This window comes from Aliivibrio sp. 1S175 (assembly GCF_001690985.1).
Classification (GTDB): domain Bacteria; phylum Pseudomonadota; class Gammaproteobacteria; order Enterobacterales; family Vibrionaceae; genus Aliivibrio.
In genome coordinates this window covers 127586-150209 of the sequence record NZ_MAJS01000090.1, presented here as the reverse complement: position 1 = coordinate 150209, position 22624 = coordinate 127586, and the positions used below count along the sequence as shown (strand labels likewise).

The window sequence follows — 22624 nt, the reverse complement described above, 5'->3', positions numbered from 1 at the left end:
AGGATTAAGATAATAGAGTTTCTAATTTAGGTTGAAGTACTTTAATCCAAGCAGAATAGGCATTAGCGTTTAAATGTAGATCATCACAGGTAAATTCATTCGATAAGAAGCTATTAGGACTCAGGATCTGATTAACGTTCAAATAATGAATATTGTGTTGCTGACAATAAGATTCTAAACGAGAGTTTAACGCTGTCACTTTTGGGTTTAAATGAGCGAGTTTATTACCACAATATAAAGTGCTTTGAACCAATATAGGACAATCATTCTTTTGCCAATAAGTTAGCATTGCGATGTAATTATCAAAAACAGAATCAACAGTAAAACCTTGAGATAAATCGTTGATCCCTGCCATGATTGAAATGAGTTTAGGTTTAACGGCTAGTGTCGTTTCTATTCGACGTAACATTCCAAACGTGGTGTCACCAGCAATTCCTCGGTTTACGTGCGGAATGTGAGTAAAAACATCTTGCCATGGTCCCCATTCAGTAATTGAGTCACCAAATAGAACCATATCTACTTCAGGCGTAAATGTCTGATGTGAGTCGACTAAATGAATATAACGGCTCATGCTATGTCCTCGTTGAGCGATATCTATTTCTTTGCAAAGAAACTTAACTTGCTGGGTTGGATCTTCAATGGCACCCAGTTTTGGCAATAGTCCATCAATCTGAGAGGTAAGAGAGCTTAGTTTGGTGGTGAGTTGTAGTTCTTCTTTTAAAGCATGTAGCTCATTGATTAATGTATACACTGAGATAGATTGAAATTGGTGAAAAAGATCATATAAATCAATGCTATCATTTTTCAGTAAATAAGCGGTTAGTTTTGTTTTCATTGGTAGTTGTCTCTATAACTTTTCAAAAGTATGTTCAATCTCGTCTAACATCCATTCCATGGCATTACCTATGCCACTATCACGACGTTTTACCACTCCAATTTCAATCTGCAAGGCATCTGGAATATGGTAAGTCGACAATCGAATGGTTTTGTTTTGATACCATTCAGATTCTAATACGTGTTCAGGAACGAGAGCCCAACCAACATTACGGATCACTAATGCGGTTATGTAATAATAACTGTCGATGTACCAATGATTGGCAGAGATGGCTTTTTCATGTGAGTGACCAACTCTATCTCGAATAACTAATTGTCGGTGTTGGTTTAACTGGATGAGAGTCGGGGTCTTGTGTTCAGCAAGAGGATGTTCTGGGGAGACGACCAATGCTTGATTGAAAAAGCCAAGAGCGCGGTATTCTAACGAATCAGATAAAGTATTCACGCGAAATAAAAAGCCAAGGTCAGCTTTTTTTTCTTCTACCCATTTTGCAATATCTGCTTGAGACCCATTAATAATTGTCAATTTTAATAAAGGAAAAGTAACCGATATTTTTTGGAAGAAATCCTCAAATACATCAATAGGAACGGCTTCATCCAAAGCAACCGTTAATGCTATTTCTTCACCGGTCGCAGCTGTATCTGCACGAGCTTGTAGGCGTTCACACTGTTCAAGAATTGCCTGAGCCTCAATAAACATATCTTCGCCATCTTGTGTTAAAACAGGTAAGCGTGCACTTCTATCGAATAGATCAAATCCAAGGTCAGCTTCTAAATTTGCAATTGCGGTACTTATTCGAGACTGTGCCTTCCCCATTTTACGTGCAGCGGCAGAGAATGAACCACATTTAACTGAAGTAACAAAGGCATTGAGTTGATCTAATGTCCAATTCATTATTTTTCTCTTTTCTGTAGGCGGATATGACGATTAGAGCAATTAGGTGAAGGCTTAGGATTAACGACTCTTTTTTCTGAGAGTAAATGTCTAATGGCTAATATTGGATGATAAAGTAACATTCGAGGACCAGAAAAACGCATTACTAATCGCATCTGCTCTTTAGGCTCAGGCTTATAGCAATGGATAGGGCAGGTATTACAAGTGGGTTTGTTTTCACCGTATGGACAGCGATCTAAACGTACTTCAGCATAATCCATTAAGGTTTGGCATTCTGGACACAAGGAGTGAGAGTGGTGGTTTTTTTTGCAATAAATTTCAATCATTGCAGAAACGGTTTTAAATTCCGTATTAAGCTTTCCAAGCAGAATATTGCTGGTTTTCATGCATCACTCGTTCTTAATCAGTCATTATTGAACCAGTATAAAGGGGAAATGATATTGGGTGAAGTGTTCACTTTTTCAGAGATCGATTCTAGCTTAGTATATCTTTATCCCATAAAGCATATTGCTCCTAAGTATATGCGCTAAAAGCCATTTAGTTTATTTCTGAATGGCTTTTTTATTTGTGATTATTTATCTTCAGAAGTGTAGCTTGAATATGAACAGTAATAACAGCCGTTTGATTTTGGGTATATTTCTTTAGCTGCATTTAGTGCAGTACTGCACGCAGTATGATACCCAAGTGGTTCACACTTTGTAATGCCAGGGCTGTGGGTGCATGTTGCGGTGTGGACTTCATGATCGCCATTATCTTGTTCGTTTTTATCAACATAAAATAAACTCATAATTACCTCTAAAAATAATATATAAACGGATATCTGAATAATCACAATACGCTTATTAAAAGCGGTTGATAGCTAAAAACATGAATAGTTAGATGGGCGTCACTACAATCAGCGATCTTTTTACGTGTTCACTATTTTAGTATTTAATGTTTTGATCTGTGATTTTGTATCGAATAAAACACCTTATACGTAAAGGTTACTATAAGTATCATTTAATATTAATTATTAGTTATTAATGATACTTTGTGGTAATTCTATCTGTGTAAATAGACTAATATTGTTTTTGTACTTACTTAACTCTCTTTCTAAAAGTAAAGGAAATTATTATGAACAAAGCATTATTAGTGTTACTTACTTTAGCGTCTTTCTCTAGCCAAGCTTTTGAGGTATCAAGTAAAGATATTCACGAAGGTCAGCTAATGAACAGTGAATTCACCTTTTCTGGTATGGGTTGTACGGGGGCAAACATATCCCCTCAACTAAGCTGGAAAGATGCACCAGAAGGAACAAAAAGCTTTGCTATTACCGTATTTGATCCAGATGCTCCAACAGGCAGTGGTTGGTGGCATTGGTTAGCACTTAACATTCCTGCGAATGTAAGCAGTGTTGCCCAAGGCTCTCCAATGAAAGATATACTACAAACTAAAAATGATTTTGGCACAATGAGTTATGGTGGCGCATGTCCTCCTGCTGGTGATGGGATGCACAGATACCAATATACAGTGTGGGCATTACCACAAGAGAAAATCGATTTACCGGCAGATATCTCACCTGCGGTAGTCGGTTATACATTAAATAGTATGGCATTAGACAAAGCGGTGTTGACTGCCACTTACGTTCGTTAGTTGATTTTATACAAAGGCTAAGAATGATAAATAAACGAGGAGTATGATATGGGTAATACGTTATTTAAAGTACAAACCTATTCAGGGTTGAATGATCAGCATTTACGTAACGTTCATATTTATGCTCCGAGTATTATTTGGGTTAAATCGGGCTGTAAAAGCGTTTTTCAAGGAACAGATTCATTTGATATTGATGCACGATCGTGGCTATTAACCTCAGCTAACCAAGAGCTGAATTTCGTTAATAAAGCCTCTTATGAACATTTCTATTCTGTTCAGCTTTCTTTTTTATCAGCGCCACCAAAAGAGATGCTAGAAGAGAGTCAACATCGTGAGGTTAATCGTGAGCATGTTCATGCATTAAAAATCTCGTCTGCGTTAGCTTATGGCTTTACGATGTTACTTGAGATGAGTACACACTCACTGAGTGAAGAGGTACAAAAACTGCATGTAATGGCTTTCTACCAACAATTAGTAGAGTTAGGTGTATTACATGTCCTATTTTCTGAATCTCATGCCTCTTTTCAAAATCAATTAAGCGCTTATTTCTCAAGAGATCCAGCTGAACCTTATCAGCTTGAAGAGGTTTGTCATGATTTTTCAATGAGCAGAGCGACACTAATCCGTCGCTTACAACGTGATGGAACCAATTTTAGAACGGTATTATCGAACGTTAGAATGGGTCATGCACTGTCCTTAATGCAAGATAAACGGCAAACCCAGTTAGATTTGGCATTACAGTGTGGTTATCAATCGGAAAGTCGTTTTAGTCAGCGTTTCCATCAGCAGTTTGGGATCACTCCGAAGCAGTATATGAAGACGGTGGTGTATTGATTAGGTTGTATAAATAAAAAAACAGCGAGCACTTAGGCTCGCTGTTTTTATTTTCAATCATGAATAAGTAGAGGTCTACTTAGCCAGTTTCGTCAGCACACTCATCAATAATTTAATGCGAGGTTCGATTGATTCAAGCAGTAAGTACTCATCAGCACTGTGGAAACCTGCACCGATAGGGCCTAAACCATCTAATGTTGGAACACCTAAAATTGCCGTGTTGTTCGCATCAGAACCGCCGCCCACTTCTTGCCAGTTAATACTGATTTCAAGCTCTTGAGCTGATTCTTCAATCATCGCCATTAGGCCTTCAGTTTGAACTGACGGAACCATTGATGGTTTGTAGGCTTCACGTTCTACCGTGATAGATACGCCATCAACAAACGGCGTTTGAGTCATGCCATGTAATGCCGTATCCACTTGGTCGTATTCCGCGTTATCCCAGAAACGAACATCAATCACTGCTGTTGCAGAATCAGGAACGATGTTCGCGCCAGCACCACCAGAAACCACACCTACGTTTAACGTAGTGCCTGATTCAAAGTTAGTCATTGCGTTCGCCGCTAAGATCCAGTTAGCCATTTCAGTGATTGCACTGCGGCCATTTTCTGGTTCATTACCTGCGTGAGCTGCTTTACCGCTGAAAGTCACTTTGTAGTTAGCCATGCCTTTACGCGCTTTAACTAAGCCGCCATCAGCACGTGCTGCTTCTGCAACTAATACGTTTTTCGCATTTTTCGCCGTTGCTTGGATCCAATCGACAGAATCTAAAGAGCCAGTTTCTTCGTCAGGATTCATACATACGCAGATAGACAGTTTATCTAATACAGCCTGGTCTAGATTACGCAGTGCATAAACTACGTTTAATAGGCCAGATTTCATATCAGAAACCCCTGGGCCATACGCTTTTTCAGCATCCATAGACATTGGGCGTTCAGCCGCAGTACCTACAGGGAAAACCGTATCCATGTGGCCAATCATCATTACATCAATATGCTCAGCGTCTGGCTTGTTGCGAACTTCAAGACCAACACCTGCTTTACCACAATCAACGCGTTTTACAGACCAGCCGTTCATTGCTTCGTATTTAGCTGCCATGTGGTTAGCTATTACTTCGATGCCTTCAACGGTGTACGTTCCGCAATCCACATTGATAAGAGGGCGTAGTTCTTCTAAGTAATCGTTTAAAGAAAAGTTCATCTTGAATCCTTATAGAATCATGTTCATAACAAACATCGCACCGAATGCATTCAGTACAGAAATAGCGATCATTACAGGGATATAACGGCCTTCAGTACCGATAGGACCCATGATACGACCCATGTATTGCACTTGAGAACCCATTAGATAAATAGCAGGAGCAAGAATCGCAATGTGAGTACCATTCAGAATGCCTTGGTCAAACAGTGTGATAACAACACCTACCGCACCACCCATTGACATCCATGCGCCAATTAATACTGCAGCAGCTTCACCCGGTAAGCCAAAGATAGCCATGATAGGAGAGAATAGAGTGCCCATTAAATCCAATGCACCTGTAATTTGCAGTGCTTTGATAATAACGAATGCCATTAATACGTTAGGAACAGTAGAAGTCGTTGCAATAACCCAGCCTTTTTTAGCGCCTTCAACGAAGATGTCTGTCACCATTGGTTTTTTTGCTTTAACGTCGCTCATTATACTGTCTCCTCAGTCATTTTCTTGTCTTGTTTATCGTTGTCTTGGCCTTCTTTACCCTCAGTAATATTTAGGTAAATACGGAATAAGTTTGCGCCTACAAATTTGAAGGCAAACATCACAACAACAGCAAGACCGATAGAAGAAGGAACGGCTAAAGAACCATCTGGGTTAGTTAATGTAAATAATACCGCACCAGAAGAGAAGAAGTTAACAATTGCAGCACCAGCTGTAAATTGGAACATAGTGAAAACATCGGTTTCACGCTTGGTTAGGTGCTTCTCATCTTTTAACTGACGAGTCATAGCCGCACCCGCATCCGTACTTTGTAGGGAAGCGATTAAAGCGAGACCAGAGTTACCAGGAATGCCCATTAAAGGACGAAGAAGAGGAGTCAGAAGCTTACGAGCAGCATCAAGTGCACCGTAATGCTCAAGAACGTTGATCATACCAAGAGCAAACATAACAGTAGGAATAAGAGTCAATGCGAAAATGAAACCGTCACGAGCACCACTACCGCCTTTGCCGCGTAATGATGTTGTTGCTGCTTGGACGCCGTCTGCTGTTTCAGAAACAGAATAAGCGACTTGGCCAAAAGACCCATTTAGTGTGGTGAAGTCAAGAACACCGTACCATTCATTAGATTGCATTACGCCAGAAAAGAACACAACAGCGAAGGCTAATGCCACATAGCTGCCAATACCGACTTTACGAGCTTTATCAGCCGATTGAGTCATAATTACCTCGTTTAATTTAAGATTAGGAATTGTGATGGATTAACCATTTAGGGGTATTGTGAGGGAATGCGTTTTTCATGATTTGATTATTATCAATAAGTATTTCTAAAAGTATAAGATTACATAAGTAGTTTTTTATTTTGTGATCTATCTGAAAATGTAGGTTTTTATGTTGATTTATTAGAATTTTGTATGCTTGGTTGGAAATGGTAGGTAGTTGTATTGTTTTATAGAGTGGTGCATCTTTATTGTAAGTGATACTTGCGATAGCATAGAGTTAATTATCTATAAGTTGTTGTTATTTTGATGTGTTATCACTTTTTTGAAGAAAACATAGGGAGAGGTTTGAATTTATTTAGAGTGTATCGTTTTTTTGTGAGATTGTTAGACCGATTATAGTTGTTCATCTTCGATTCAGAAATAGAGTGCTAAAGTGAATGCTCATTTATAAAAGAGAGTCATATTATGAAACAGCTATTAACTACTATTGTTGCTTTATTGGTTGGTTTTTTTGTATTGGTTTCGAGTTTATTCTTTGCGATTGGGTTTAGCATTGTTGCTTTTATTATGTCGAAAACGAACAGTAAAAAAGTAGATCAAATAATGGATAGAGAATCAAGAATCATCGAAGGTGAGTATTCTGATGTGACGAATTCTTAGTCATTGACGTTTAATTCGTTGTATTTTAGTGAATCAAGTTCGAGGAAATAGAGAGATAAGGGTGAAATTATCGCGTACCTATGGGATATTTACTGCTGATATTAAGTATGCAGTAATAATTTAGAAGAGGTGAGCGTGGAGAGACTGTTACTAGTCATAGATTTCTTATTAGCACATAAGATGATTTTTAGTGTGCTGATTATCAGTTTTATTTTTCTACTACGTCATTTTATGGTGAAGCATATCCGAGGAGATATTGCATTTTTAACCGAAGATCAGCGTAAGTGGATTTCTCGAACTAAAAATGGTTCGTTCAGCTTCCTTCTCATTATTTTATTTATTCTGTGGCAATCAGAGATTAATGAATTTGCTTTATCAGTGACGGCCATTGCCGTTGCTATTGTTGTTGCCTCGAAAGAAATAATTTTGTGTTTTACAGGCTCGATTCAACGAGCCAGTTCTCGTTCATTTCGTATCGGTGATTGGATTGAAGTTGGTTCTTTGAGTGGAGAAGTCATTGAACACAATATGATGGCGACAGTGATTCAAGAAATTGATTTACACCATGGACAATACGATTACACTGGAAAAACAGCCACTCTTCCTAATAGTATGTTCTTCACCTATCCGGTCAAAAACCTCAATTTTATGAAGCGCTATGTTTACCATAAGTTCTTTATCTGCGTGAGAGACTTTGTCAATTTGTACCCAATGTTACCTGAGTTACTGCATAAAATTGACGTCCATAGTGAAGAATTTATTGATGTTGCTCGCCGTTATAACAGTGTGATTGAAAAGCATGCAGGGGTTGATCTTCCTGGTTCAGAGCCACACATTCATATCACTACAACCTCAATGGGTGAGCAAAAAGTCTACTACATGATTTTCTGTCCTACAGAGAAAGCCTCTCATTTAGAGCAGCTTATCCGTCAGGATTTTATGGAAGCGTACGAGAAGAGATTTCCGAAAGAAGAAAAAGATAATTTATAAAAGATAAGATTAAATCCTGTCTTGCTTGTTCTTTTCAGAACTCGATATATCAAGACAGGAAGTAAGGTTAGTTATTTCAGAGTATCTAATGGCAACCAAGTGACTTCTACGCCTGCTTGTGCAAACATATCTTGGCTAATTTGAATTTTTTCACCCCAGCGAGATAAAAAATCTTCAGTTTGCTCTGGGCAATATACCTTTGAAATATCGGTTTGAATGATTTTTGCCGCGCAGTTAGGGCAAGGAAAATGAGTAACCCAAATATCACAACCCTCTAAATCTCGCTTAGCAAACAAAATTGCATTCTCTTCAGCGTGCAGTGTTTTTAAATATTTCAGTTCACGCTCATCAGTATCAGCACTGTCTGACACTCCGTGTGGATAGCCATTAAAGCCAACAGAAACAATACGGTTATGCTTAGTGATCACCGCCCCGACTTGTGTAGAAGGGTCTTTACTCCACGAACCGACCAATTCTGCCATTTGGAAAAATCGTTTTGCCCATTTAGTTTCCATCATTTCGCCTTTTGTCTCTATAGTATTAGTCAATATAAATTTATCTATATCATAAGCTTATAACACAGTTTGTGACTGTCAATAAGCGTAAAGCATCAATCGTTATTAATAACGCTCAATCTATCCGGAAACCGGATGGATACTAACTTTTTCAATCTTAAATACTGTCATAGAATTGCCTCAATTCATTGTTGTTACTGAGGTAAATTATGACAACATTTCATGCAGACTCATCCATTACTCGTACTTTTTGGCGTTATGCCATCCCTTCTATAGCTGCAATGGTGGTGAGTGGCCTGTATCAAATTATCGATGGGATCTTTGTTGGCCATTATATTGGTTTTGAAGGTCTTGCTGGAATTAATATGGCCTGGCCTGCTATATGTATATTAGGGGCTCTTGGTGTCATGATAGGCATGGGAACCGGCAGTGTAATGTCTATTTACCGTGGTGAGAATAAATTAGACAAAACAAAAGTCGCGTTAACTACGGGGATTTGGCTATTAGCAATATTAAGTATTGTTGCTATTGTTTGTATTGTCTTTTTTGCTGAAAATATTTTGCATGCTCAAGGTGCTGAAGGTAAGAACTTTGATTTCGCGATGGATTACATCAATGTCTTAATGTTTGGTGGTTTTTTTACTGCGTGTGCAACGGCATTACCTATGCTAGTCAGAAACGACGAAGCTCCGAATGTAGCGACATTTCTATTGGTTGTTGGTGCGTTAATTAATATTGTATTAGATTATCTATTTATTGGTGTTATGGGCCTTGGCTTATCAGGTGCCGCATTGGCGACACTTCTTGCTCAATCTGTTGTAACCGTTCTTGGTATTCGCTACTTCTTTACTAAACGTTCAAGTATTCAGTTATCACTTAAAGACGTTTTGTTTTCTAAAAATAAAGCAAAGCAATCACTAGCATTAGGTTCATCTGCATTGGTGATGTATATGTATGGCAGCTTTGTTGTAGCTATGCATAACGCGTTAATGATGCACTATGGTTCAGCTACAACAGTAGGAGCTTATGCGATAGTTGGTTATCTGTTTATGTTGTATTACCTACTTGCGCAGGGTATTGCGGAAGGTGCTCAACCGCCAATCAGTTATTATTATGGCGCTAAAGAAAATAAGAAAGTATATCAGATATTTAAATTGGCGCTTAAATGGGTAACGATTACAGGAGTAGCGTGGGTTGGTATTCTAAATATTTCACCAGAGCTAACAACGGCACTATTTACCAATGGCGATCAGTCATTAATTGCTGAAACCATTGTTGGTATTCGTTATCACCTGTTTGCCATATTTCTCGATGGTATTATTGTGTTAGTGACCATTTACTTCTTATCTGTCAGTGAAAGTAAAAAAGCGATGGTGATTTCAATCAGTAACATCATAATTCAATTGCCATTTTTACTTATCTTACCTAAATGGTTTGGAATTGATGGTGTATGGTTAGCGATGCCTATTTCTAATATTGCTTTGATTATTTGTATTACGCCGATGGTGTGGGGCCATTTAAAAGCACAAAAAATCATCAAACCATTGCCTTTATCGCACGTATTTGAGCATCAAAGTAGTGCATCAGTAGAATAGGGCAATACTTCAAAAAAGAGGAAGTATTTGATCTCATTATTTACTCTTTTAAATTAATACCAATCGAATAGACTCTGTGAGCTATTCGATTTTTTATATAAGGAAGAAAAATGACAGAGTTTGAGAAAATGATAAATGGAGAGATCTTTAATGGTGGTGATCCTGAGATAGATGCCATTAGAAGTCGAGCCACTCAAACTTTATTTGCGTTTAACCAAGCAACAGAACAACATAAGCGTAGCGAGTTGCTTAGTGAGTTATTTCATCAGTTTGGAAATAGCGTAATTCAATCTCCATTTTCTTGTGAGTTTGGTAAAACCATTTCGATTGGAGAGCAAACGTTCATTAATATGAATGTGATTATGCTTGATGGTGCGCAGATTACGATTGGTAATAATGTATTAGTTGCACCAAATGTTCAGTTTTATACCGCGTCACATTCTCTTGATTATAAAAGTCGCCGACGTTGGGAGACTTTCTGTAAGCCAATTATAGTTGAAAATGATGTGTGGATTGGGGGAAGTGTAGTTATTAACCAAGGCGTGACGATTGGGGCTCGTTCAGTGATTGCAGCCAACTCTGTAGTAAATCATGATGTTCCAGCGGATTGCTTATATGGTGGAAGTCCTGCCAAATTTATTAAAAAATTAGATCAAAAATAGCGATTAATATATAAAATAGTGAACGGTTAATGTTGAATTATTTCAACTTATTTCTATATGTACATAGTAAGATTGTTGTTTAAAAATAGTTCAATATAATGATTGACCTTCTTGTAAATCAGGAATATAAGTGTAGAAAATTTCAGCATACTTTATGTTGATTTTCATTATTTTATTAATTCGAGGTTTACATTGGATATTGCCATTTTACTTTTTTTAATTGTGATTAATGGTGTGTTTGCTATGTCTGAGATTGCACTCATGACAGCAAAAAAGAGTCGATTACAAAAACTGGCAGCAGAAGGAAGTTCATCTGCAGCTAAAGCAATCAAATTGGCTGAAGAGCCAACACAGTTTCTATCTACTGTGCAGATAGGAATAACCGTTATTGGTATTCTTAATGGTATTTTAGGCGAAGCCGCACTGGCAGGGCCAATATCAGAGCTGATCATATCGTTAGGTGTTCCTGTAACGATAGCACCAACTATCTCAACTATTTCTACGGTTGTTGTTATTACGTACGTTTCTATTGTTGTTGGTGAATTAGTACCAAAACGTATAGCACAGTTCCATGCTGAGCGTATATCTACAGTTATCGCACCATTAATTAGTGTGTTAGCGTCTATTTCTAGACCTTTTGTCTTCTTACTCTCGATTTCTACGGATGCTTTGCTGCGCTTGCTTGGCCGCTCAAATCAAGATGGAGCTTCTATTACGGAAGATGACATCCATGCTCTGTTACATGAAGGTTCTGAGCAAGGGGTCATTGAGAAAAAAGAGCATACAATGGTACGCAATATCTTTCAGTTAGATGATCGAAAAGTGGCATCCTTAATGACGCCAAGAAGTGAGCTTGTTTATTTTGATACTGAACAATCATGGGATGAAAATTTACCCAAGTTATTGCGTTCAGATAATTCAATTTACCCTGTGACTCGTGGTGGAATGGATAATGTTCTTGGGTTTACAACCGCTCGGTTTTTATTGAAAGCTGCGCACCAAGAGCATAGAACTAAATGGGTAATGCGTAATTTATTACCATGTTTAACTATTTTAGAAAATAAATTTGCCAGTGAACTGCTTGAGTTATTGAAAACAACAGGTGATGAGATTGCATTGGTTGTTGATGAATATGGTGATGCTCAAGGGATCGTGACTCAAAAAGATTTACTTGAGGCATTAGCGGGTGAATTTAAATCCGAAAACCCGAATGATTCATGGGCTGAACAAATATCAGAAACGGAATGGGTGCTTGATGGTTCCATCCCTACTACGGTGTTGAAATATACCTTAAATTTAGACTCGTTACCTGAAGAGAAAGAAGCTGATTACCAAACATTAACGGGAATGTTTATGTGGTTAACAACGAATGTTCCTATGATTGGTGACACTATTCAGTATCAAGGTTGGAATTTTGATGTTCTTTCAATTGATAATAATAGAGCAAATAAAGTAAGAGTTACTCAGGTTTGAAAATAGAATCAATTCAGTAACAACCGAATTACTACGATAACTATATCGTAGTAATTTTTTTATCGAACTGGTTACTGAGGCTGTTATTAAACAAAAAGAAAGGATATGTTGAAAGCGATGAGAGATCGTATAAGTGCTTTCATTTGTAATGCATCACACTGTCTAGTTAATGGTGCATTTAGTTATAAATGATTAGTGATATAAATAAACGTTATGAATAATATAAAAAATTTATGGATTTTTAAGCCTTGCTTTTTTTTCGTTTTGTTTTATTACAATATATTATCCGTTTAAATTTCAGGGTTAAAATAAACCTTAAATATCAATATGTTGCGGGTGTGGCAAAGCGTTCTTATGGCTATTGTATTAATGAAAGTGAAACAATAAAAAGTGCGGATATTTATAAAAAAGAAAATAGCGTAGGTGTTATTGTCAATAAAGTAGGAAAGGTAGAAGTGTTATCACCTTCGATAAATTTATTGTATAAGATATTATCTGAAGTAATGAATATAAAATATATGGACAGTTACTGTATTGGAAGACGTAATCTAAATGAAATTTATTTTTAATAAATATGTGGTTAGCGTTATTATCATCTTTATTTTGTTTGAATATGCAATCTGTGTCGATTATCAACGGTATGTTGAATCAAATATCAAAAAAACGATTGAAAAAATTGATCTAAGGTTTGATAAAGCAGCAGCATCAGTAGATGAACTCATCGATCTCAAAGGCAAAACTTGCGAAGAGATGATGTTGCCATTACAAAAAAAGGTGGCACGTTCTTCGTCAATTAATAGTATCTCTGTGATCCAAGATGGTCAGTATTTTTGTAGTTCGATTGTTGGTAGTAACATATCGAAAAAAAGCATACCAGAAAAAGAGATACACATAAAAGAGAAGAATCTGTTAACGGGTCAACCAAGCATTTCATACTATCATCGCTATGATGATGAAAATGGCCTTCAATTTTATATGAAAGAAATACCTTTAGAGTTAGAGGATTCTCGATTTGGGCAGATCTCGTTATCAAATTCACAATATGTAATATCGAAAGGGAATGTATTTAGCATTCATGCTTTAACTGATGAGAAAGTATATTCATCAAATAAGTATGACTTTCATTTATTGTTTAAATACGATAGATGGAGTTCTATTAAATCTTATATCGTTGATAAGCGACTAGATATTGTTATCTCATTGTTAATGTTGATTTTAATGCTGGCGTTGTTACGTATTTTGTCGAACACAAGTACGCGATTTAATTTTAATTTTTATAAATTAAGGAGCGCAATTAGACAAAATCAGATAACGCCGTATGTTCAACCGATAGTCAGTGCAAAAGAGCAAATTATTGGTGGTGAGGTATTAGCTCGATGGATTAAACCGTGTGGCACCATCATATCACCTCTGGAATTTATCCCTCAAATGGAGCGGTTTGGACTTATCGGTGAAATGACAAAATCGATCCTACGCCAGCTTTATGATAGTTATAAAAATTCGAGTCATAATGGTTTAAGAATAAGTGTAAACCTGACTGAAAGCTGTCTTTATAATGATGAGATTTATAGCTTATGTAAGCAGTTATCTGAAAAGTGTATTTTAGTTTTAGAATTTACTGAATCAACCGAGTTTGAAAATAGAGAAAAAATCACAAGTTATATGCAAAAATTTCGAGCGATTGGAGTGAAGTTTGCATTGGATGATTACGGTACTGGTTACTCTTCGTTGCAGTATTTAAATTATTATCAGTTCGATTTTATTAAGATTGATAAATCATTTATTGATGATATTGAAACCAATTCACAGTCACTTAAAATACTGGAAAATATTATTTTATTGGCGAATAATCTGGATATTAAATTGGTTGCGGAAGGGGTAGAGAATAAGAATCAACAACAGATATTGAATGAGTTGAAGATCTCATCACATCAAGGTTTCTTGTACTTTAAACCAATGCCACTTAATGATTTTAACGTGATAATTAACGCTAAGTAAAATGATAGGGAGAGGCGACTGTGTGTCTCCCTCTCCCTTATTATTTACTTATTTAATAACCAACTTGGATTTAATGACTGCCAAGAGATCTCAGTAGTTCGATACAACGAAATACTAATGAACAGTGAAATAGCACCAAGTAAACTATACAAGCTTAAGAATCCAATCCCTGCTTGTGAAAAACTCATGAAAGGATCTGAAGAGAGTAAAATCGTTGTTGGGATTTTATATATATGAGTTAGAAATACGGCAATACCATCCCAGCTTAGCACCCAAGTTGAAAGCAGTTTCAGTGCATAACCGCCTAATAGTAAGATAATTAAAGGTGAATTACTGACTTGAGAGACCGCTAAAACTAATCCTGCAATAGGTAACATCACCACACTAACCAGTAGCATTCTTCCCATAAATTGCAGCCAATTGGTAATCACTGACATTAATGAGGAGTGTTCATGAAGCATCACTAATACAGTGTCACTTGATAAGCTCATTATCCAAAAGAATAGATTAGCGATAAGTACCAGAGCAGAAAAAATCAATGGAATAACAATTAAACCAAAAGCCAGTTTTATCGCGTGCGTATATTGGCTGGAGATAGGCATGCTACGCCAAAAGGCAGAGCTGCCTTCATTACGCTCTTTTCGTAATGTTTTTGAAAGGTAAGTTGTTGTTAGTGCTAATGATAAAATACCAACGATAAAGCTTAACCCGAGCTGTAGGTCATTTGAAAATTCAGAACCAAACGGAGTGACATTTCCTTGAGTTTCGACTGAAATAAACAAATTATCTTGTAGGCTAGTGTTCATCATTAAGCTAATGAAAAGTATCGCACCGCAAAGAAGAATAAACAGAGGAACACGAGTAATCGTCTTGTGTTCAATAAGCTCTTTTTCAAGCATATATAATGATGGGCGCATTAAATAGATTCCTTTTGAAGGGCAATAAAGAATTCAGCTAACGTACCTTGAGGTATGTTATTCATGCTCTCTTTCTTTACACATTTACCTTGTTTTAAGATCAATACATCCGTCAATAGATGCTCAATTTCGGCCACCTCATGGCTCGCAATAATTAAACAGCGTTCTCCTGCATCAAACCAAGTCGTTAAATGCTGATAAAAAGTGTCGCGATATAATAAATCTAATCCTAAGGTAGGCTCATCTAAAATCAGAACTTTAGTATCGGTTGCTATCACTATCGCTAAATGGACTTGTACCTTCATGCCTTTTGATAGTGAGCTTATCTTGCTATTTAATTTGATATTGGTATTACTCAACACCGAAGTCGCTTTATTAATATCAAAGCTTGGGTGGATCCCCGAGGTATATTTTAAAAGCTGTTTTACACTCATCCATTCAGGTAACACGTTCACATCAGAAATGTACGCTAAATGCTGCATTAATTCGGCGTGTTGATCGATAGGGTGCAGACCATTAATACTGATCTCACCCTCATAGCGATGAGCCCCCAATAGGGCGTTAATCAATGTCGATTTTCCCGCGCCATTATGACCGAGTAAACCAAGCACTTGGCCAGCCTGCAAATCAAAACTGATATTACTTAATGCTTGTTGATTCTTATTTGAATCTGAATAGTGTTTTGAGACGTTTCCTACATGGACAAGAGAAGTCATTCTGTGCCTTACATTATTGAATTACTTAGTACTATTGAGTAGAAATACCATGATAAGTTCCATAAAGAAAGAAGAGGGTGAAGATCATCTGTATTAGATAAGTATTCACCTATTCTAGAATGTGCTTTATTGAGTCGCTTTAGTTAAGTGTACGTTGGGTTTTCTTATTACTAAATTGACCGCAATAGCCGCAAGCGCGAACCCTACCGCCCCTTGCGTATCAAAGTGTCCACCAAAGATTATCCATGCTTGAAATGCCGTCATTGGCGGGATGAGATAAAAAGTAGAAGCCACACTTGAAGAATCACCTTGTTTGATCATATAAAGCAACAATAGAATAGCCGTAACGGAGACAACTAACACTAACCACATTAATCCAAAAATGAATTGCGCATTCCATGTCACTACCATCGTTTCATTTAATTACGCGACAGGTAAAAGACCAATGAGGCTGCGCTGTATTTCCACACCATACTGCTAATGAGATCTGAATTCTGGCAGTATTTTTTTTGATATAACGTACCAAAAGTAATTCAAATTAAGGCAATGAAGGCAATGAAGGCAAAAAGATACGCAGTGTATTGGTTGCTGGTGTCTTGCCATTCCATGTTACCTTGCAGTACCAACGTGATCCCAAGTAAGCCAAGGAATAGACCGACCCAATGCAGGGGAAGTAAACGTTGTTGGTAGCTCGTGATCGCTCTGGTTATACCGTGGCAACTATTAATGTTCATCGAGAATTTCAAGCAAAGACGTTAAATGCGCCGTCTGATATTGATTTATTATCTCTTAGCAAAGCCATGTTCTGTACTCAAGATCAATTTAAGCATTGCATCCGTATTAGCTTTGCCTCTTATCGCGATAATGAAAAATGGAACAACGGGATAAAGACATTGGCTAAAATTATTGCGGAACACTGTAAATAAATCCCCTTAACCATCATCTATGACGTAATTAGCGTAATAGATGGCATCTTAGTTTGAGATACGTTAGATTCGGTTCTCATTAGCTCACCAAAGTCAGAGGTTACCATGTTCAGTCAACGTCCCGTTAAGCCAGCTAAAACCATTGATAATGTCTATGGCAGTGCCTTTTATCACCTTGAAGCTAAAGATCGAACCATAAACGAATTACGAAAGAAATTGATTGCGAAAACAGACAATCAAGAGTGGATTGATACGGTTCTGAATGACTTAGTTGAACGCGGTTATTTAAAACCAGATAACGATTTTGCCATTAAATTTGTTGAGATGGCTTTTAGTTCTGAAAAAGGCAGTCAGTTCATTTTGTCTAAGTTGAGAGAAAAAGGGATCAATGAATCGATTGTTAACGAGGCGATTGCTTATGTGACAAATCGCGATGAAATTTGCGAAGTGACTTTACTTAATAATCGATTAGCGGATATGAATTTAGAGTCACTCTCTAGTGATAAATTGTACGCAACCTTAACCAAATATGGGTTTAAATCAGCAGACGTTCGAGAAGCGATAAAATCTCACCCAGTAGCGTCAACGTTGTCATCAAAAATGCAAATTAAAGCCGACAAAGCGGATATTGTAAAAGAAATAGAAAAGCTGGCTCGTAAGCTAAAAGGTAAGTCAATTATCAAGCGAGAGCTAAAACAAAAACTGATTGATATATCGAATTTTGATGAAGAAATTGAAAAATTAGAATTGGATGGAACCATTGATTTTTACGAGAATTGCCAAGCAAGATTGGATAAAAAACGCTTTGATTTAAGTAAATCAAAAGAAAAAAGCAAAGCGTATGCCTACCTTTATTCTCATGGTTTTAGTTCTGATGAGATCAAAGAAACATTAAATAATTAGATAAAGACCAGTTACGCTATACCTGTTAGAAAAGCCCTATTGTTCAAAATAAAGGACAGCAGGGCTTTTTGGTATGATTAATGACTATCTACAGTGAATAGAAGAAGTAAATTTGCGATTTCATTCGAATAATAATGCCGCGAATAACATCTAAGAAAGCCATAAAGCCAACGGGTTTTTCACCTGATATCCACGCTAAACCTACTGAGCCAACAGGAATATCATAGCCTTGGTCTTCTTGCAGTTTCAAACGAACAAAATGGTGTTTGTTATTGACGTTTAATCCCGTAGTTTGGCGAACATTGGTTTCACGACCAAGTAAATTAGCTTGTGCTTCCCCTGTCGCTTCGATAATACCTTCTACTTCTGCGATGAATACTTTACCCGGATAAACCGCACTTGAAAACTCAGCAGGGCGACCCACTTTGACATTACGAATGGCTTGGTGGTTAACTCGCATTAATACGTACTTCTCATTGGTATACATTTGCATACGAGGAACAGTACCGACGTATTGCCCTTCACGAAGAATGAAGTTAGTCACATAGCCATCAGCAGGCGCATAGATCTTCGTATTGTCTAAATTCCATTGTGCTTGGGTGACGTTTTCTTTCGCATTAGCTAATTCATTTTCTTTGGCTTTTACACCGAATTTCGCATTGTCTAAATCTAAAATCGCTTTTTCGTTTGCTAATTTTGCTTTGTCTAATTGAGCAACGGCACTAGCAACATCAATTTCACCGATAGAAACTAACGTGCCTTGTTCATCTAATGCGCTTTGTGTAATCGTATTTTTTACTTTACGATTTTGGTCTACGTAGCGTTTTAGCGTGATTTTTTTGTATTTTAAATCTTGGTTTTTAGATTCGATTTGTTTTTGACTTACGACAATGTCACTTTCAGATGCTGAAATTGCTTGGTGTGCGAGTTTTACATTTTGTTTGGCGACATCAAGACCGACTTCACTGGCTTCTTGTGACACATTCGCCTTATTAAGCGCGATTTGATAAAGCTCGTCATCCAGTTCATACACCAATTGGCCTTTCTTCACTTCTTGATTTGGTTTGATATAAATGGTTTTGACTGTGCCCTTAATCTGGGTACTTGCCGGTCGTAATTGAATGTGAGGAGATTGGACGACGGAACCACCAGATAAATCCATTGGCGTATAGTTCAATAAACCAGCCCATACAAACAACAACCAAGATCCGCCGCCAATGTAAGCAAAACCTTGTGTGAATTTATTCCAAGGCATACCTATCATTCGCAGTAGGTAAATAAACAAAGCCCATACCGCTAATCCCTCAAGCATTGTGGTTCTCCTCTTGAGTTGATGTTGTTGTGCCGGTTTCTATTATTGGTGTTTGCCCTTGTGCTTGCGCTTGTGTCTGTAATGGTGAAGTCGGTTGATGCCAAATATCACGAATTTTAATTAATGCTTTTTCTGCATCGACAAAAGCACAAATGACCGCTAATACCCAAACCCAATGCCAGACAAACCCTATCCAAGTGAGGGCGGTAATTAACCCTATTTGTTGGTGTTGTTTACTGTGTGCTTTGTTAATTGGTAATTCATGAAGTTTCCAAAAACCATAAGCAAGCGCAATAATACTTCCAATCATAACAACGCTTGCAACAACATGTAGCCCGAGATCCTGACCTGATCCAACAAAGGGCATACTGACTAAACTCATAAATGATTTACCTTCAAAAATAATGAAGGGTAAGCATGGGGGCTAATGGCACATTGAGTCGATACGATAGGTTTAATTGTATCTATATTTTAGCATTTGTGATGTATTTAACTGTTTTTGTTTGGTGTGATTAACGTGTTTCTGTATTGAATAGGAGTCACACCATACAGACGTTTGAAAGCAACAGAAAAAGACGCGGTATTTTTATAACCAACACGTTGAGCAATGTGGTGAATTGATAAGTCACCACTCATTAAGGCGATGGCTTCATCGCAAATACTATGCTGAACAATATCCGTAAATGAAATACTTTGATCCTGTAAGCGGCGTTGTAAGGTTAATGGGCGCATTCCCATTTTTTCTGCGACAAATTCAAGTGTTGGATAGCCAAAAAATAGCGCGTATTTTGTTAATTCAAAGACAATTTTTAAAATATCTTGAGGAAGAGGAATAAGCATATAACTCATGGCTTGTTCAACAGTAAATGCTTTTACCTGAGACGCAGGTAACTGAAATTTTCTTGGGTAAGTGATGTCTTTTACAGGAAACCAGACTTGAGTATTTGGACTGTTCCATACAATAGGACAGTTAAAAATAGCGTCTATTTCGCCTAATGCACCAATAGGCCCTCCTGCTAAGTGAATAGCTATTGGCTGGTAATTATTGCCATGAAACAATTGAAGTAAACGTAAGAAAGATCCTGCGGCTAATATACTTTCATGAATGCGAGCCTGAGGAATTAATGTGGGTGTGAGTATTCGCCATTTAGCGATAGAACCACTTAATAACATATTAACTTGAACGCCTGACTGCAGAGCATTATGCACTGTATTTAGGCGTTTTATCGCCATTCCTAAATTAGTCGAACTTGCAAGCAATTGCACAAAAGGGCCAAACAGTGTCAAGCTACCTGATTGAGTTAGCTTTGCGGTATAGGCAGGGTCTTGAGTTAAGTGCTCAATTTTACAAAGTAGAGATTCTAGATCTCTTAATGGCATTAGTTTTAATTGATAATCCAGTAAATGCGATGGGATATTAAAATCAGAATGAGTTAAGCCATAGTGCTTCATTGCATGATCAATCAGCATTTTTGCGATATGAACGCGAACAAGATAAGTCGCACTGAGCTTTGCCATGGAACCCCTTCAATGATCATTTTTGGTTATCGTAGAGGTGATTATATCGAACCTTATTGTAATTTATACTTATGTTGTGAATTTATTAAGAAAGGTAAGGATAATCAATTTATTATGCTACTATTTTCAGCAACCTATTATAGGTATTTATTGAGAGGTTATCGTGTTTAGAGGTAAATGGAGTGACGATATTCAAGGGGCAGCATTACACCCTGTTATCATTGAGATCATTCAAAAAGTAAAAGAACAAACAATAGAAAATACAGAAGTAGGTAGCTACCCATTAGAAGATGAGTCAGTCTATTTTATTGTCGATGATAAAACCGAGTTAAGAGAAAAACGTCGCTCTGAAATTCATCACAAATACCTTGATGTACAATTGATATTAGAAGGCACAGAAACCTTTGGATACAGTGACTATCCGTTACTGTCGATTGAAGATGACTATCTTGCAGAGAAAGACATCGCTTTTAGCAACGATGTTCAAGATGAACAATTTGTTACATTGAAGGCGGGGGAGTTTATTATCTTCACTCCTAAGCAACCGCATCGTCCATTAGTGGCGGTTGATGATAAACCTGCGGCGGTGAAGAAGCTGATTATTAAAGTGAATAGTGCGCTGTTGGTGTAGTTATAGCTATATATCTAGAGTTAAAGCCGATGATTGATTTACCTTATAAAAGTAGTTATTCATCGGCTTTTTTAGATTTATTGTAGAGCGAGTAATTACACTAAACTCACTTCAACATCTGATTGAACTTGGCTTGAACACGCAAGCGTATAACCCTGAGCGATATCTTCTTCGCTTAGTGTTTCAGTACTGGTGCGGCTTACCTCACCTTTATCTACTTTACATTTACATGAACCACACATACCGCTGCGACAGGCGATAATGATCGGAACGCCGCTTTCTTCTAAAACATCGGCCAGTGTTGCCCCTTTCGTTATTTCTTTTGAAACGCCAAAAGCAGGGACTTCAAATTGCACTACGCCAGTGTTTCCTGCCGTTTCTGTTACTTCGGCTTCAATCGGGGTAAAGCTTTCTTGGTAGAAGTTATCCATGTTTAATCCCATGGCTTCAACATAGGCTTTCATGTCTTGCATAAAGCCCGTTGGGCCACATAAGAAAACCGTTCTTTCTGTTAGATCTGGGCACAGTGTGGCTAACCATTCTTGATCTAATCGCCCTTGAGGATAATCAGTATGTTGAGGATCTTTTAAGAGGAGCTGCAAGTTAAAGTGAGTGTGTTTTTCGTTTAGATACTGTAATTCATCAAAATAAATCGTGTGTTCTGGTGATCTCGCCATATGAATAAACGTGATGTCCACATTGGTTTTATTTGCTAACCAAGTTCGTGCCATCGACATGACAGGAGTAATACCACAACCTGCACTCAATAATGCAATTTTAGGTTTAGCTGAACAATCAACAGAGTTGAATGGACCGGTAGGAGCTAGCGCTAAAATGCTCTCGCCTTCATTGAATTGATCAATTAAATAGTTAGAAACTTTACCGCCATCAACACGTTTAATGGTGAATTGCAGGAAATCTTGATTTGGTATTGAGCTAATAGAGTAAGCTCGGTATTCCATTTTCCCGTTTAATTCAACGCCAAGACTGATGAATTGTCCCGGCTTAAAATCAAACGTGTTGTTATTGTCTGAAGAAAGTTGAAGGCTGATAGTATCATCGGTCTCTAGCCATTTTTTATCACAGCGAAGTTGAGCGGCGGTTGTCGGCCAAATAAATTGTGTCATGGTTTTTCTCTATTCAGTTTATTTCAAGGATTGGTATTAGCAAAAATGCCCCAGATAACTGAGGCATACATT

The 22624-nt window shown here is 37.5% G+C and carries 28 protein-coding genes; 12 read left to right on the top strand and 16 right to left on the bottom strand.

The window, feature by feature from the left end; translation table 11 throughout:
* Nucleotides 1–4: 4 nt before the first annotated feature.
* From A6E06_RS19135 to A6E06_RS19120, 4 genes are all read right to left on the bottom strand, one after another.
* Complete coding sequence (locus A6E06_RS19135; RefSeq protein ID WP_065592722.1) at nucleotides 5–835, bottom strand: SGNH/GDSL hydrolase family protein; 831 nt, start codon at nucleotides 833–835, stop codon at nucleotides 5–7.
* Nucleotides 836–847: 12 nt separating this feature from the next.
* Nucleotides 848–1729: a LysR family transcriptional regulator gene (locus tag A6E06_RS19130; RefSeq protein WP_065592723.1), complete on the bottom strand. Its 882-nt coding sequence runs from the start codon at nucleotides 1727–1729 to the stop codon at nucleotides 848–850.
* Nucleotides 1729–2115, bottom strand: a complete 387-nt coding sequence (locus A6E06_RS19125; protein ID WP_065592724.1) for a nitrous oxide-stimulated promoter family protein — start codon at nucleotides 2113–2115, stop codon at nucleotides 1729–1731. The genes A6E06_RS19130 and A6E06_RS19125 overlap by 1 nt, the downstream gene beginning before the upstream one ends.
* Nucleotides 2116–2300: 185 nt before the next feature.
* Nucleotides 2301–2516 carry a hypothetical protein gene (locus tag A6E06_RS19120; protein ID WP_065592725.1) on the bottom strand — a complete coding sequence of 72 codons (216 nt, stop codon included), beginning with the start codon at nucleotides 2514–2516 and terminating at the stop codon, nucleotides 2301–2303.
* A 326-nt stretch (nucleotides 2517–2842) separates the two neighbouring features.
* Here A6E06_RS19120 and A6E06_RS19115 point away from each other — a divergent pair, with 326 nt between their 5' ends.
* Both A6E06_RS19115 and A6E06_RS19110 read left to right on the top strand, forming a co-directional pair.
* Nucleotides 2843–3361, top strand: a complete 519-nt coding sequence (locus tag A6E06_RS19115; RefSeq protein WP_065592726.1) for a YbhB/YbcL family Raf kinase inhibitor-like protein — start codon at nucleotides 2843–2845, stop codon at nucleotides 3359–3361.
* Between the two features lie 48 nt (nucleotides 3362–3409).
* Entirely contained in the window at nucleotides 3410–4195 is a 786-nt protein-coding gene (locus A6E06_RS19110) for an AraC family transcriptional regulator (RefSeq protein WP_065592727.1), read from the top strand.
* 75 nt (nucleotides 4196–4270) lie between these two features.
* Here A6E06_RS19110 and A6E06_RS19105 read toward each other — a convergent pair whose 3' ends face one another.
* From A6E06_RS19105 to A6E06_RS19095, 3 genes are read right to left on the bottom strand one after another with little or no spacing between them, the layout of a single operon-like run.
* On the bottom strand, nucleotides 4271–5395 hold the full coding sequence (locus A6E06_RS19105; RefSeq protein ID WP_065592728.1) for a M20 family metallopeptidase: 1125 nt from the start codon (nucleotides 5393–5395) through the stop codon (nucleotides 4271–4273).
* Nucleotides 5396–5404: 9 nt separating this feature from the next.
* The gene (locus A6E06_RS19100) at nucleotides 5405–5872 is read right to left on the bottom strand and encodes a YjiG family protein (RefSeq protein ID WP_065592729.1); all 468 of its coding nucleotides are present in this window, start codon (nucleotides 5870–5872) and stop codon (nucleotides 5405–5407) included.
* On the bottom strand, nucleotides 5872–6609 hold the full coding sequence (locus tag A6E06_RS19095; protein WP_065592730.1) for a nucleoside recognition domain-containing protein: 738 nt from the start codon (nucleotides 6607–6609) through the stop codon (nucleotides 5872–5874). Before A6E06_RS19095 ends, A6E06_RS19100 begins: the two co-directional genes overlap by 1 nt.
* 465 nt (nucleotides 6610–7074) lie before the next feature.
* Between A6E06_RS19095 and A6E06_RS19090 the strand changes: the two genes are divergently transcribed.
* Together A6E06_RS19090 and A6E06_RS19085 are read left to right on the top strand one after the other, a co-directional pair.
* Nucleotides 7075–7269, top strand: coding sequence for a hypothetical protein (locus tag A6E06_RS19090; RefSeq protein ID WP_065592731.1), 195 nt, complete (start codon nucleotides 7075–7077; stop codon nucleotides 7267–7269).
* 135 nt (nucleotides 7270–7404) lie between these two features.
* A complete protein-coding gene (locus A6E06_RS19085; protein ID WP_176713303.1) occupies nucleotides 7405–8259 on the top strand; it encodes a mechanosensitive ion channel family protein in 855 nt (284 codons plus the stop codon).
* A gap of 71 nt (nucleotides 8260–8330) precedes the next feature.
* Here the strand turns inward: A6E06_RS19085 and A6E06_RS19080 are convergent, their stop codons facing one another.
* A complete protein-coding gene (locus A6E06_RS19080; RefSeq protein ID WP_065592733.1) occupies nucleotides 8331–8774 on the bottom strand; it encodes a dCMP deaminase family protein in 444 nt (147 codons plus the stop codon).
* A gap of 209 nt (nucleotides 8775–8983) precedes the next feature.
* Here A6E06_RS19080 and A6E06_RS19075 point away from each other — a divergent pair, with 209 nt between their 5' ends.
* From A6E06_RS19075 to A6E06_RS19055, 5 genes are all read left to right on the top strand, one after another.
* Nucleotides 8984–10369, top strand: a complete 1386-nt coding sequence (locus A6E06_RS19075; protein WP_065592734.1) for an MATE family efflux transporter — start codon at nucleotides 8984–8986, stop codon at nucleotides 10367–10369.
* 110 nt (nucleotides 10370–10479) lie between these two features.
* Nucleotides 10480–11031 (top strand): sugar O-acetyltransferase, encoded by a 552-nt coding sequence (locus A6E06_RS19070; RefSeq protein ID WP_065592735.1) that lies wholly within the window; start codon nucleotides 10480–10482, stop codon nucleotides 11029–11031.
* Between the two features lie 192 nt (nucleotides 11032–11223).
* Nucleotides 11224–12504, top strand: a complete 1281-nt coding sequence (locus A6E06_RS19065; protein WP_065592736.1) for a hemolysin family protein — start codon at nucleotides 11224–11226, stop codon at nucleotides 12502–12504.
* A gap of 248 nt (nucleotides 12505–12752) precedes the next feature.
* Nucleotides 12753–13073 carry a hypothetical protein gene (locus tag A6E06_RS19060; RefSeq protein WP_065592737.1) on the top strand — a complete coding sequence of 107 codons (321 nt, stop codon included), beginning with the start codon at nucleotides 12753–12755 and terminating at the stop codon, nucleotides 13071–13073.
* On the top strand, nucleotides 13057–14502 hold the full coding sequence (locus tag A6E06_RS19055) for an EAL domain-containing protein (RefSeq protein ID WP_065592738.1): 1446 nt from the start codon (nucleotides 13057–13059) through the stop codon (nucleotides 14500–14502). Before A6E06_RS19060 ends, A6E06_RS19055 begins: the two co-directional genes overlap by 17 nt.
* Before the next feature lie 44 nt (nucleotides 14503–14546).
* Here the strand turns inward: A6E06_RS19055 and A6E06_RS19050 are convergent, their stop codons facing one another.
* The 4 genes from A6E06_RS19050 to A6E06_RS20170 form a co-directional block, all read right to left on the bottom strand.
* A complete protein-coding gene (locus A6E06_RS19050) occupies nucleotides 14547–15419 on the bottom strand; it encodes a hypothetical protein (protein ID WP_065592739.1) in 873 nt (290 codons plus the stop codon).
* Complete coding sequence (locus A6E06_RS19045; RefSeq protein WP_065592740.1) at nucleotides 15419–16135, bottom strand: ABC transporter ATP-binding protein; 717 nt, start codon at nucleotides 16133–16135, stop codon at nucleotides 15419–15421. The genes A6E06_RS19050 and A6E06_RS19045 overlap by 1 nt, the downstream gene beginning before the upstream one ends.
* Nucleotides 16136–16261: 126 nt before the next feature.
* Nucleotides 16262–16546, bottom strand: coding sequence for a hypothetical protein (locus A6E06_RS20175; protein ID WP_255312110.1), 285 nt, complete (start codon nucleotides 16544–16546; stop codon nucleotides 16262–16264).
* Nucleotides 16547–16668: 122 nt separating this feature from the next.
* On the bottom strand, nucleotides 16669–16869 hold the full coding sequence (locus A6E06_RS20170; RefSeq protein ID WP_255312109.1) for a hypothetical protein: 201 nt from the start codon (nucleotides 16867–16869) through the stop codon (nucleotides 16669–16671).
* On the opposite strand from A6E06_RS20170, the gene A6E06_RS19035 reads away from it, so the two are divergent.
* The gene (locus tag A6E06_RS19035) at nucleotides 16849–17061 is read left to right on the top strand and encodes a hypothetical protein (protein ID WP_065640704.1); all 213 of its coding nucleotides are present in this window, start codon (nucleotides 16849–16851) and stop codon (nucleotides 17059–17061) included. The genes A6E06_RS20170 and A6E06_RS19035 overlap by 21 nt on opposite strands.
* A 105-nt stretch (nucleotides 17062–17166) precedes the next feature.
* The gene (locus A6E06_RS19030; RefSeq protein ID WP_065592741.1) at nucleotides 17167–17964 is read left to right on the top strand and encodes a RecX family transcriptional regulator; all 798 of its coding nucleotides are present in this window, start codon (nucleotides 17167–17169) and stop codon (nucleotides 17962–17964) included.
* 88 nt (nucleotides 17965–18052) lie between these two features.
* On the opposite strand, the gene A6E06_RS19025 is transcribed toward A6E06_RS19030, so the two are convergent.
* From A6E06_RS19025 to A6E06_RS19015, 3 genes are all read right to left on the bottom strand, one after another.
* Nucleotides 18053–19276: an HlyD family secretion protein gene (locus A6E06_RS19025; RefSeq protein ID WP_065592742.1), complete on the bottom strand. Its 1224-nt coding sequence runs from the start codon at nucleotides 19274–19276 to the stop codon at nucleotides 18053–18055.
* Nucleotides 19269–19658 (bottom strand): MFS transporter, encoded by a 390-nt coding sequence (locus A6E06_RS19020; protein ID WP_065592743.1) that lies wholly within the window; start codon nucleotides 19656–19658, stop codon nucleotides 19269–19271. Before A6E06_RS19020 ends, A6E06_RS19025 begins: the two co-directional genes overlap by 8 nt.
* A gap of 107 nt (nucleotides 19659–19765) precedes the next feature.
* Nucleotides 19766–20794, bottom strand: coding sequence for an AraC family transcriptional regulator (locus tag A6E06_RS19015; protein ID WP_065592744.1), 1029 nt, complete (start codon nucleotides 20792–20794; stop codon nucleotides 19766–19768).
* A gap of 163 nt (nucleotides 20795–20957) precedes the next feature.
* Between A6E06_RS19015 and A6E06_RS19010 the strand changes: the two genes are divergently transcribed.
* Nucleotides 20958–21425, top strand: a complete 468-nt coding sequence (locus tag A6E06_RS19010) for a YhcH/YjgK/YiaL family protein (protein ID WP_065592745.1) — start codon at nucleotides 20958–20960, stop codon at nucleotides 21423–21425.
* Nucleotides 21426–21520: 95 nt separating this feature from the next.
* On the opposite strand, the gene A6E06_RS19005 is transcribed toward A6E06_RS19010, so the two are convergent.
* Nucleotides 21521–22552, bottom strand: a complete 1032-nt coding sequence (locus A6E06_RS19005) for a hybrid-cluster NAD(P)-dependent oxidoreductase (protein WP_065592746.1) — start codon at nucleotides 22550–22552, stop codon at nucleotides 21521–21523.
* Between the last annotated feature and the right edge of the window lie 72 nt (nucleotides 22553–22624).

Bases quoted from the DNA above. Each gene is read 5' to 3' on its own strand.
- A6E06_RS19135 (WP_065592722.1), bottom strand. From the start codon at position 835: ATGAAAACAAAACTAACCGCTTATTTACTGAAAAATGATAGCATTGAT.
- A6E06_RS19130 (WP_065592723.1), bottom strand. From the start codon at position 1,729: ATGAATTGGACATTAGATCAACTCAATGCCTTTGTTACTTCAGTTAAA.
- A6E06_RS19125 (WP_065592724.1), bottom strand. From the start codon at position 2,115: ATGAAAACCAGCAATATTCTGCTTGGAAAGCTTAATACGGAATTTAAA.
- A6E06_RS19120 (WP_065592725.1), bottom strand. From the start codon at position 2,516: ATGAGTTTATTTTATGTTGATAAAAACGAACAAGATAATGGCGATCAT.
- A6E06_RS19115 (WP_065592726.1), top strand. From the start codon at position 2,843: ATGAACAAAGCATTATTAGTGTTACTTACTTTAGCGTCTTTCTCTAGC.
- A6E06_RS19110 (WP_065592727.1), top strand. From the start codon at position 3,410: ATGGGTAATACGTTATTTAAAGTACAAACCTATTCAGGGTTGAATGAT.
- A6E06_RS19105 (WP_065592728.1), bottom strand. From the start codon at position 5,395: ATGAACTTTTCTTTAAACGATTACTTAGAAGAACTACGCCCTCTTATC.
- A6E06_RS19100 (WP_065592729.1), bottom strand. From the start codon at position 5,872: ATGAGCGACGTTAAAGCAAAAAAACCAATGGTGACAGACATCTTCGTT.
- A6E06_RS19095 (WP_065592730.1), bottom strand. From the start codon at position 6,609: ATGACTCAATCGGCTGATAAAGCTCGTAAAGTCGGTATTGGCAGCTAT.
- A6E06_RS19090 (WP_065592731.1), top strand. From the start codon at position 7,075: ATGAAACAGCTATTAACTACTATTGTTGCTTTATTGGTTGGTTTTTTT.
- A6E06_RS19080 (WP_065592733.1), bottom strand. From the start codon at position 8,774: ATGGAAACTAAATGGGCAAAACGATTTTTCCAAATGGCAGAATTGGTC.
- A6E06_RS19075 (WP_065592734.1), top strand. From the start codon at position 8,984: ATGACAACATTTCATGCAGACTCATCCATTACTCGTACTTTTTGGCGT.
- A6E06_RS19070 (WP_065592735.1), top strand. From the start codon at position 10,480: ATGACAGAGTTTGAGAAAATGATAAATGGAGAGATCTTTAATGGTGGT.
- A6E06_RS19055 (WP_065592738.1), top strand. From the start codon at position 13,057: ATGAAATTTATTTTTAATAAATATGTGGTTAGCGTTATTATCATCTTT.
- A6E06_RS19050 (WP_065592739.1), bottom strand. From the start codon at position 15,419: ATGCGCCCATCATTATATATGCTTGAAAAAGAGCTTATTGAACACAAG.
- A6E06_RS19045 (WP_065592740.1), bottom strand. From the start codon at position 16,135: ATGACTTCTCTTGTCCATGTAGGAAACGTCTCAAAACACTATTCAGAT.
- A6E06_RS20175 (WP_255312110.1), bottom strand. From the start codon at position 16,546: ATGGTAGTGACATGGAATGCGCAATTCATTTTTGGATTAATGTGGTTA.
- A6E06_RS20170 (WP_255312109.1), bottom strand. From the start codon at position 16,869: ATGAACATTAATAGTTGCCACGGTATAACCAGAGCGATCACGAGCTAC.
- A6E06_RS19030 (WP_065592741.1), top strand. From the start codon at position 17,167: ATGTTCAGTCAACGTCCCGTTAAGCCAGCTAAAACCATTGATAATGTC.
- A6E06_RS19025 (WP_065592742.1), bottom strand. From the start codon at position 19,276: ATGCTTGAGGGATTAGCGGTATGGGCTTTGTTTATTTACCTACTGCGA.
- A6E06_RS19020 (WP_065592743.1), bottom strand. From the start codon at position 19,658: ATGAGTTTAGTCAGTATGCCCTTTGTTGGATCAGGTCAGGATCTCGGG.
- A6E06_RS19015 (WP_065592744.1), bottom strand. From the start codon at position 20,794: ATGGCAAAGCTCAGTGCGACTTATCTTGTTCGCGTTCATATCGCAAAA.
- A6E06_RS19005 (WP_065592746.1), bottom strand. From the start codon at position 22,552: ATGACACAATTTATTTGGCCGACAACCGCCGCTCAACTTCGCTGTGAT.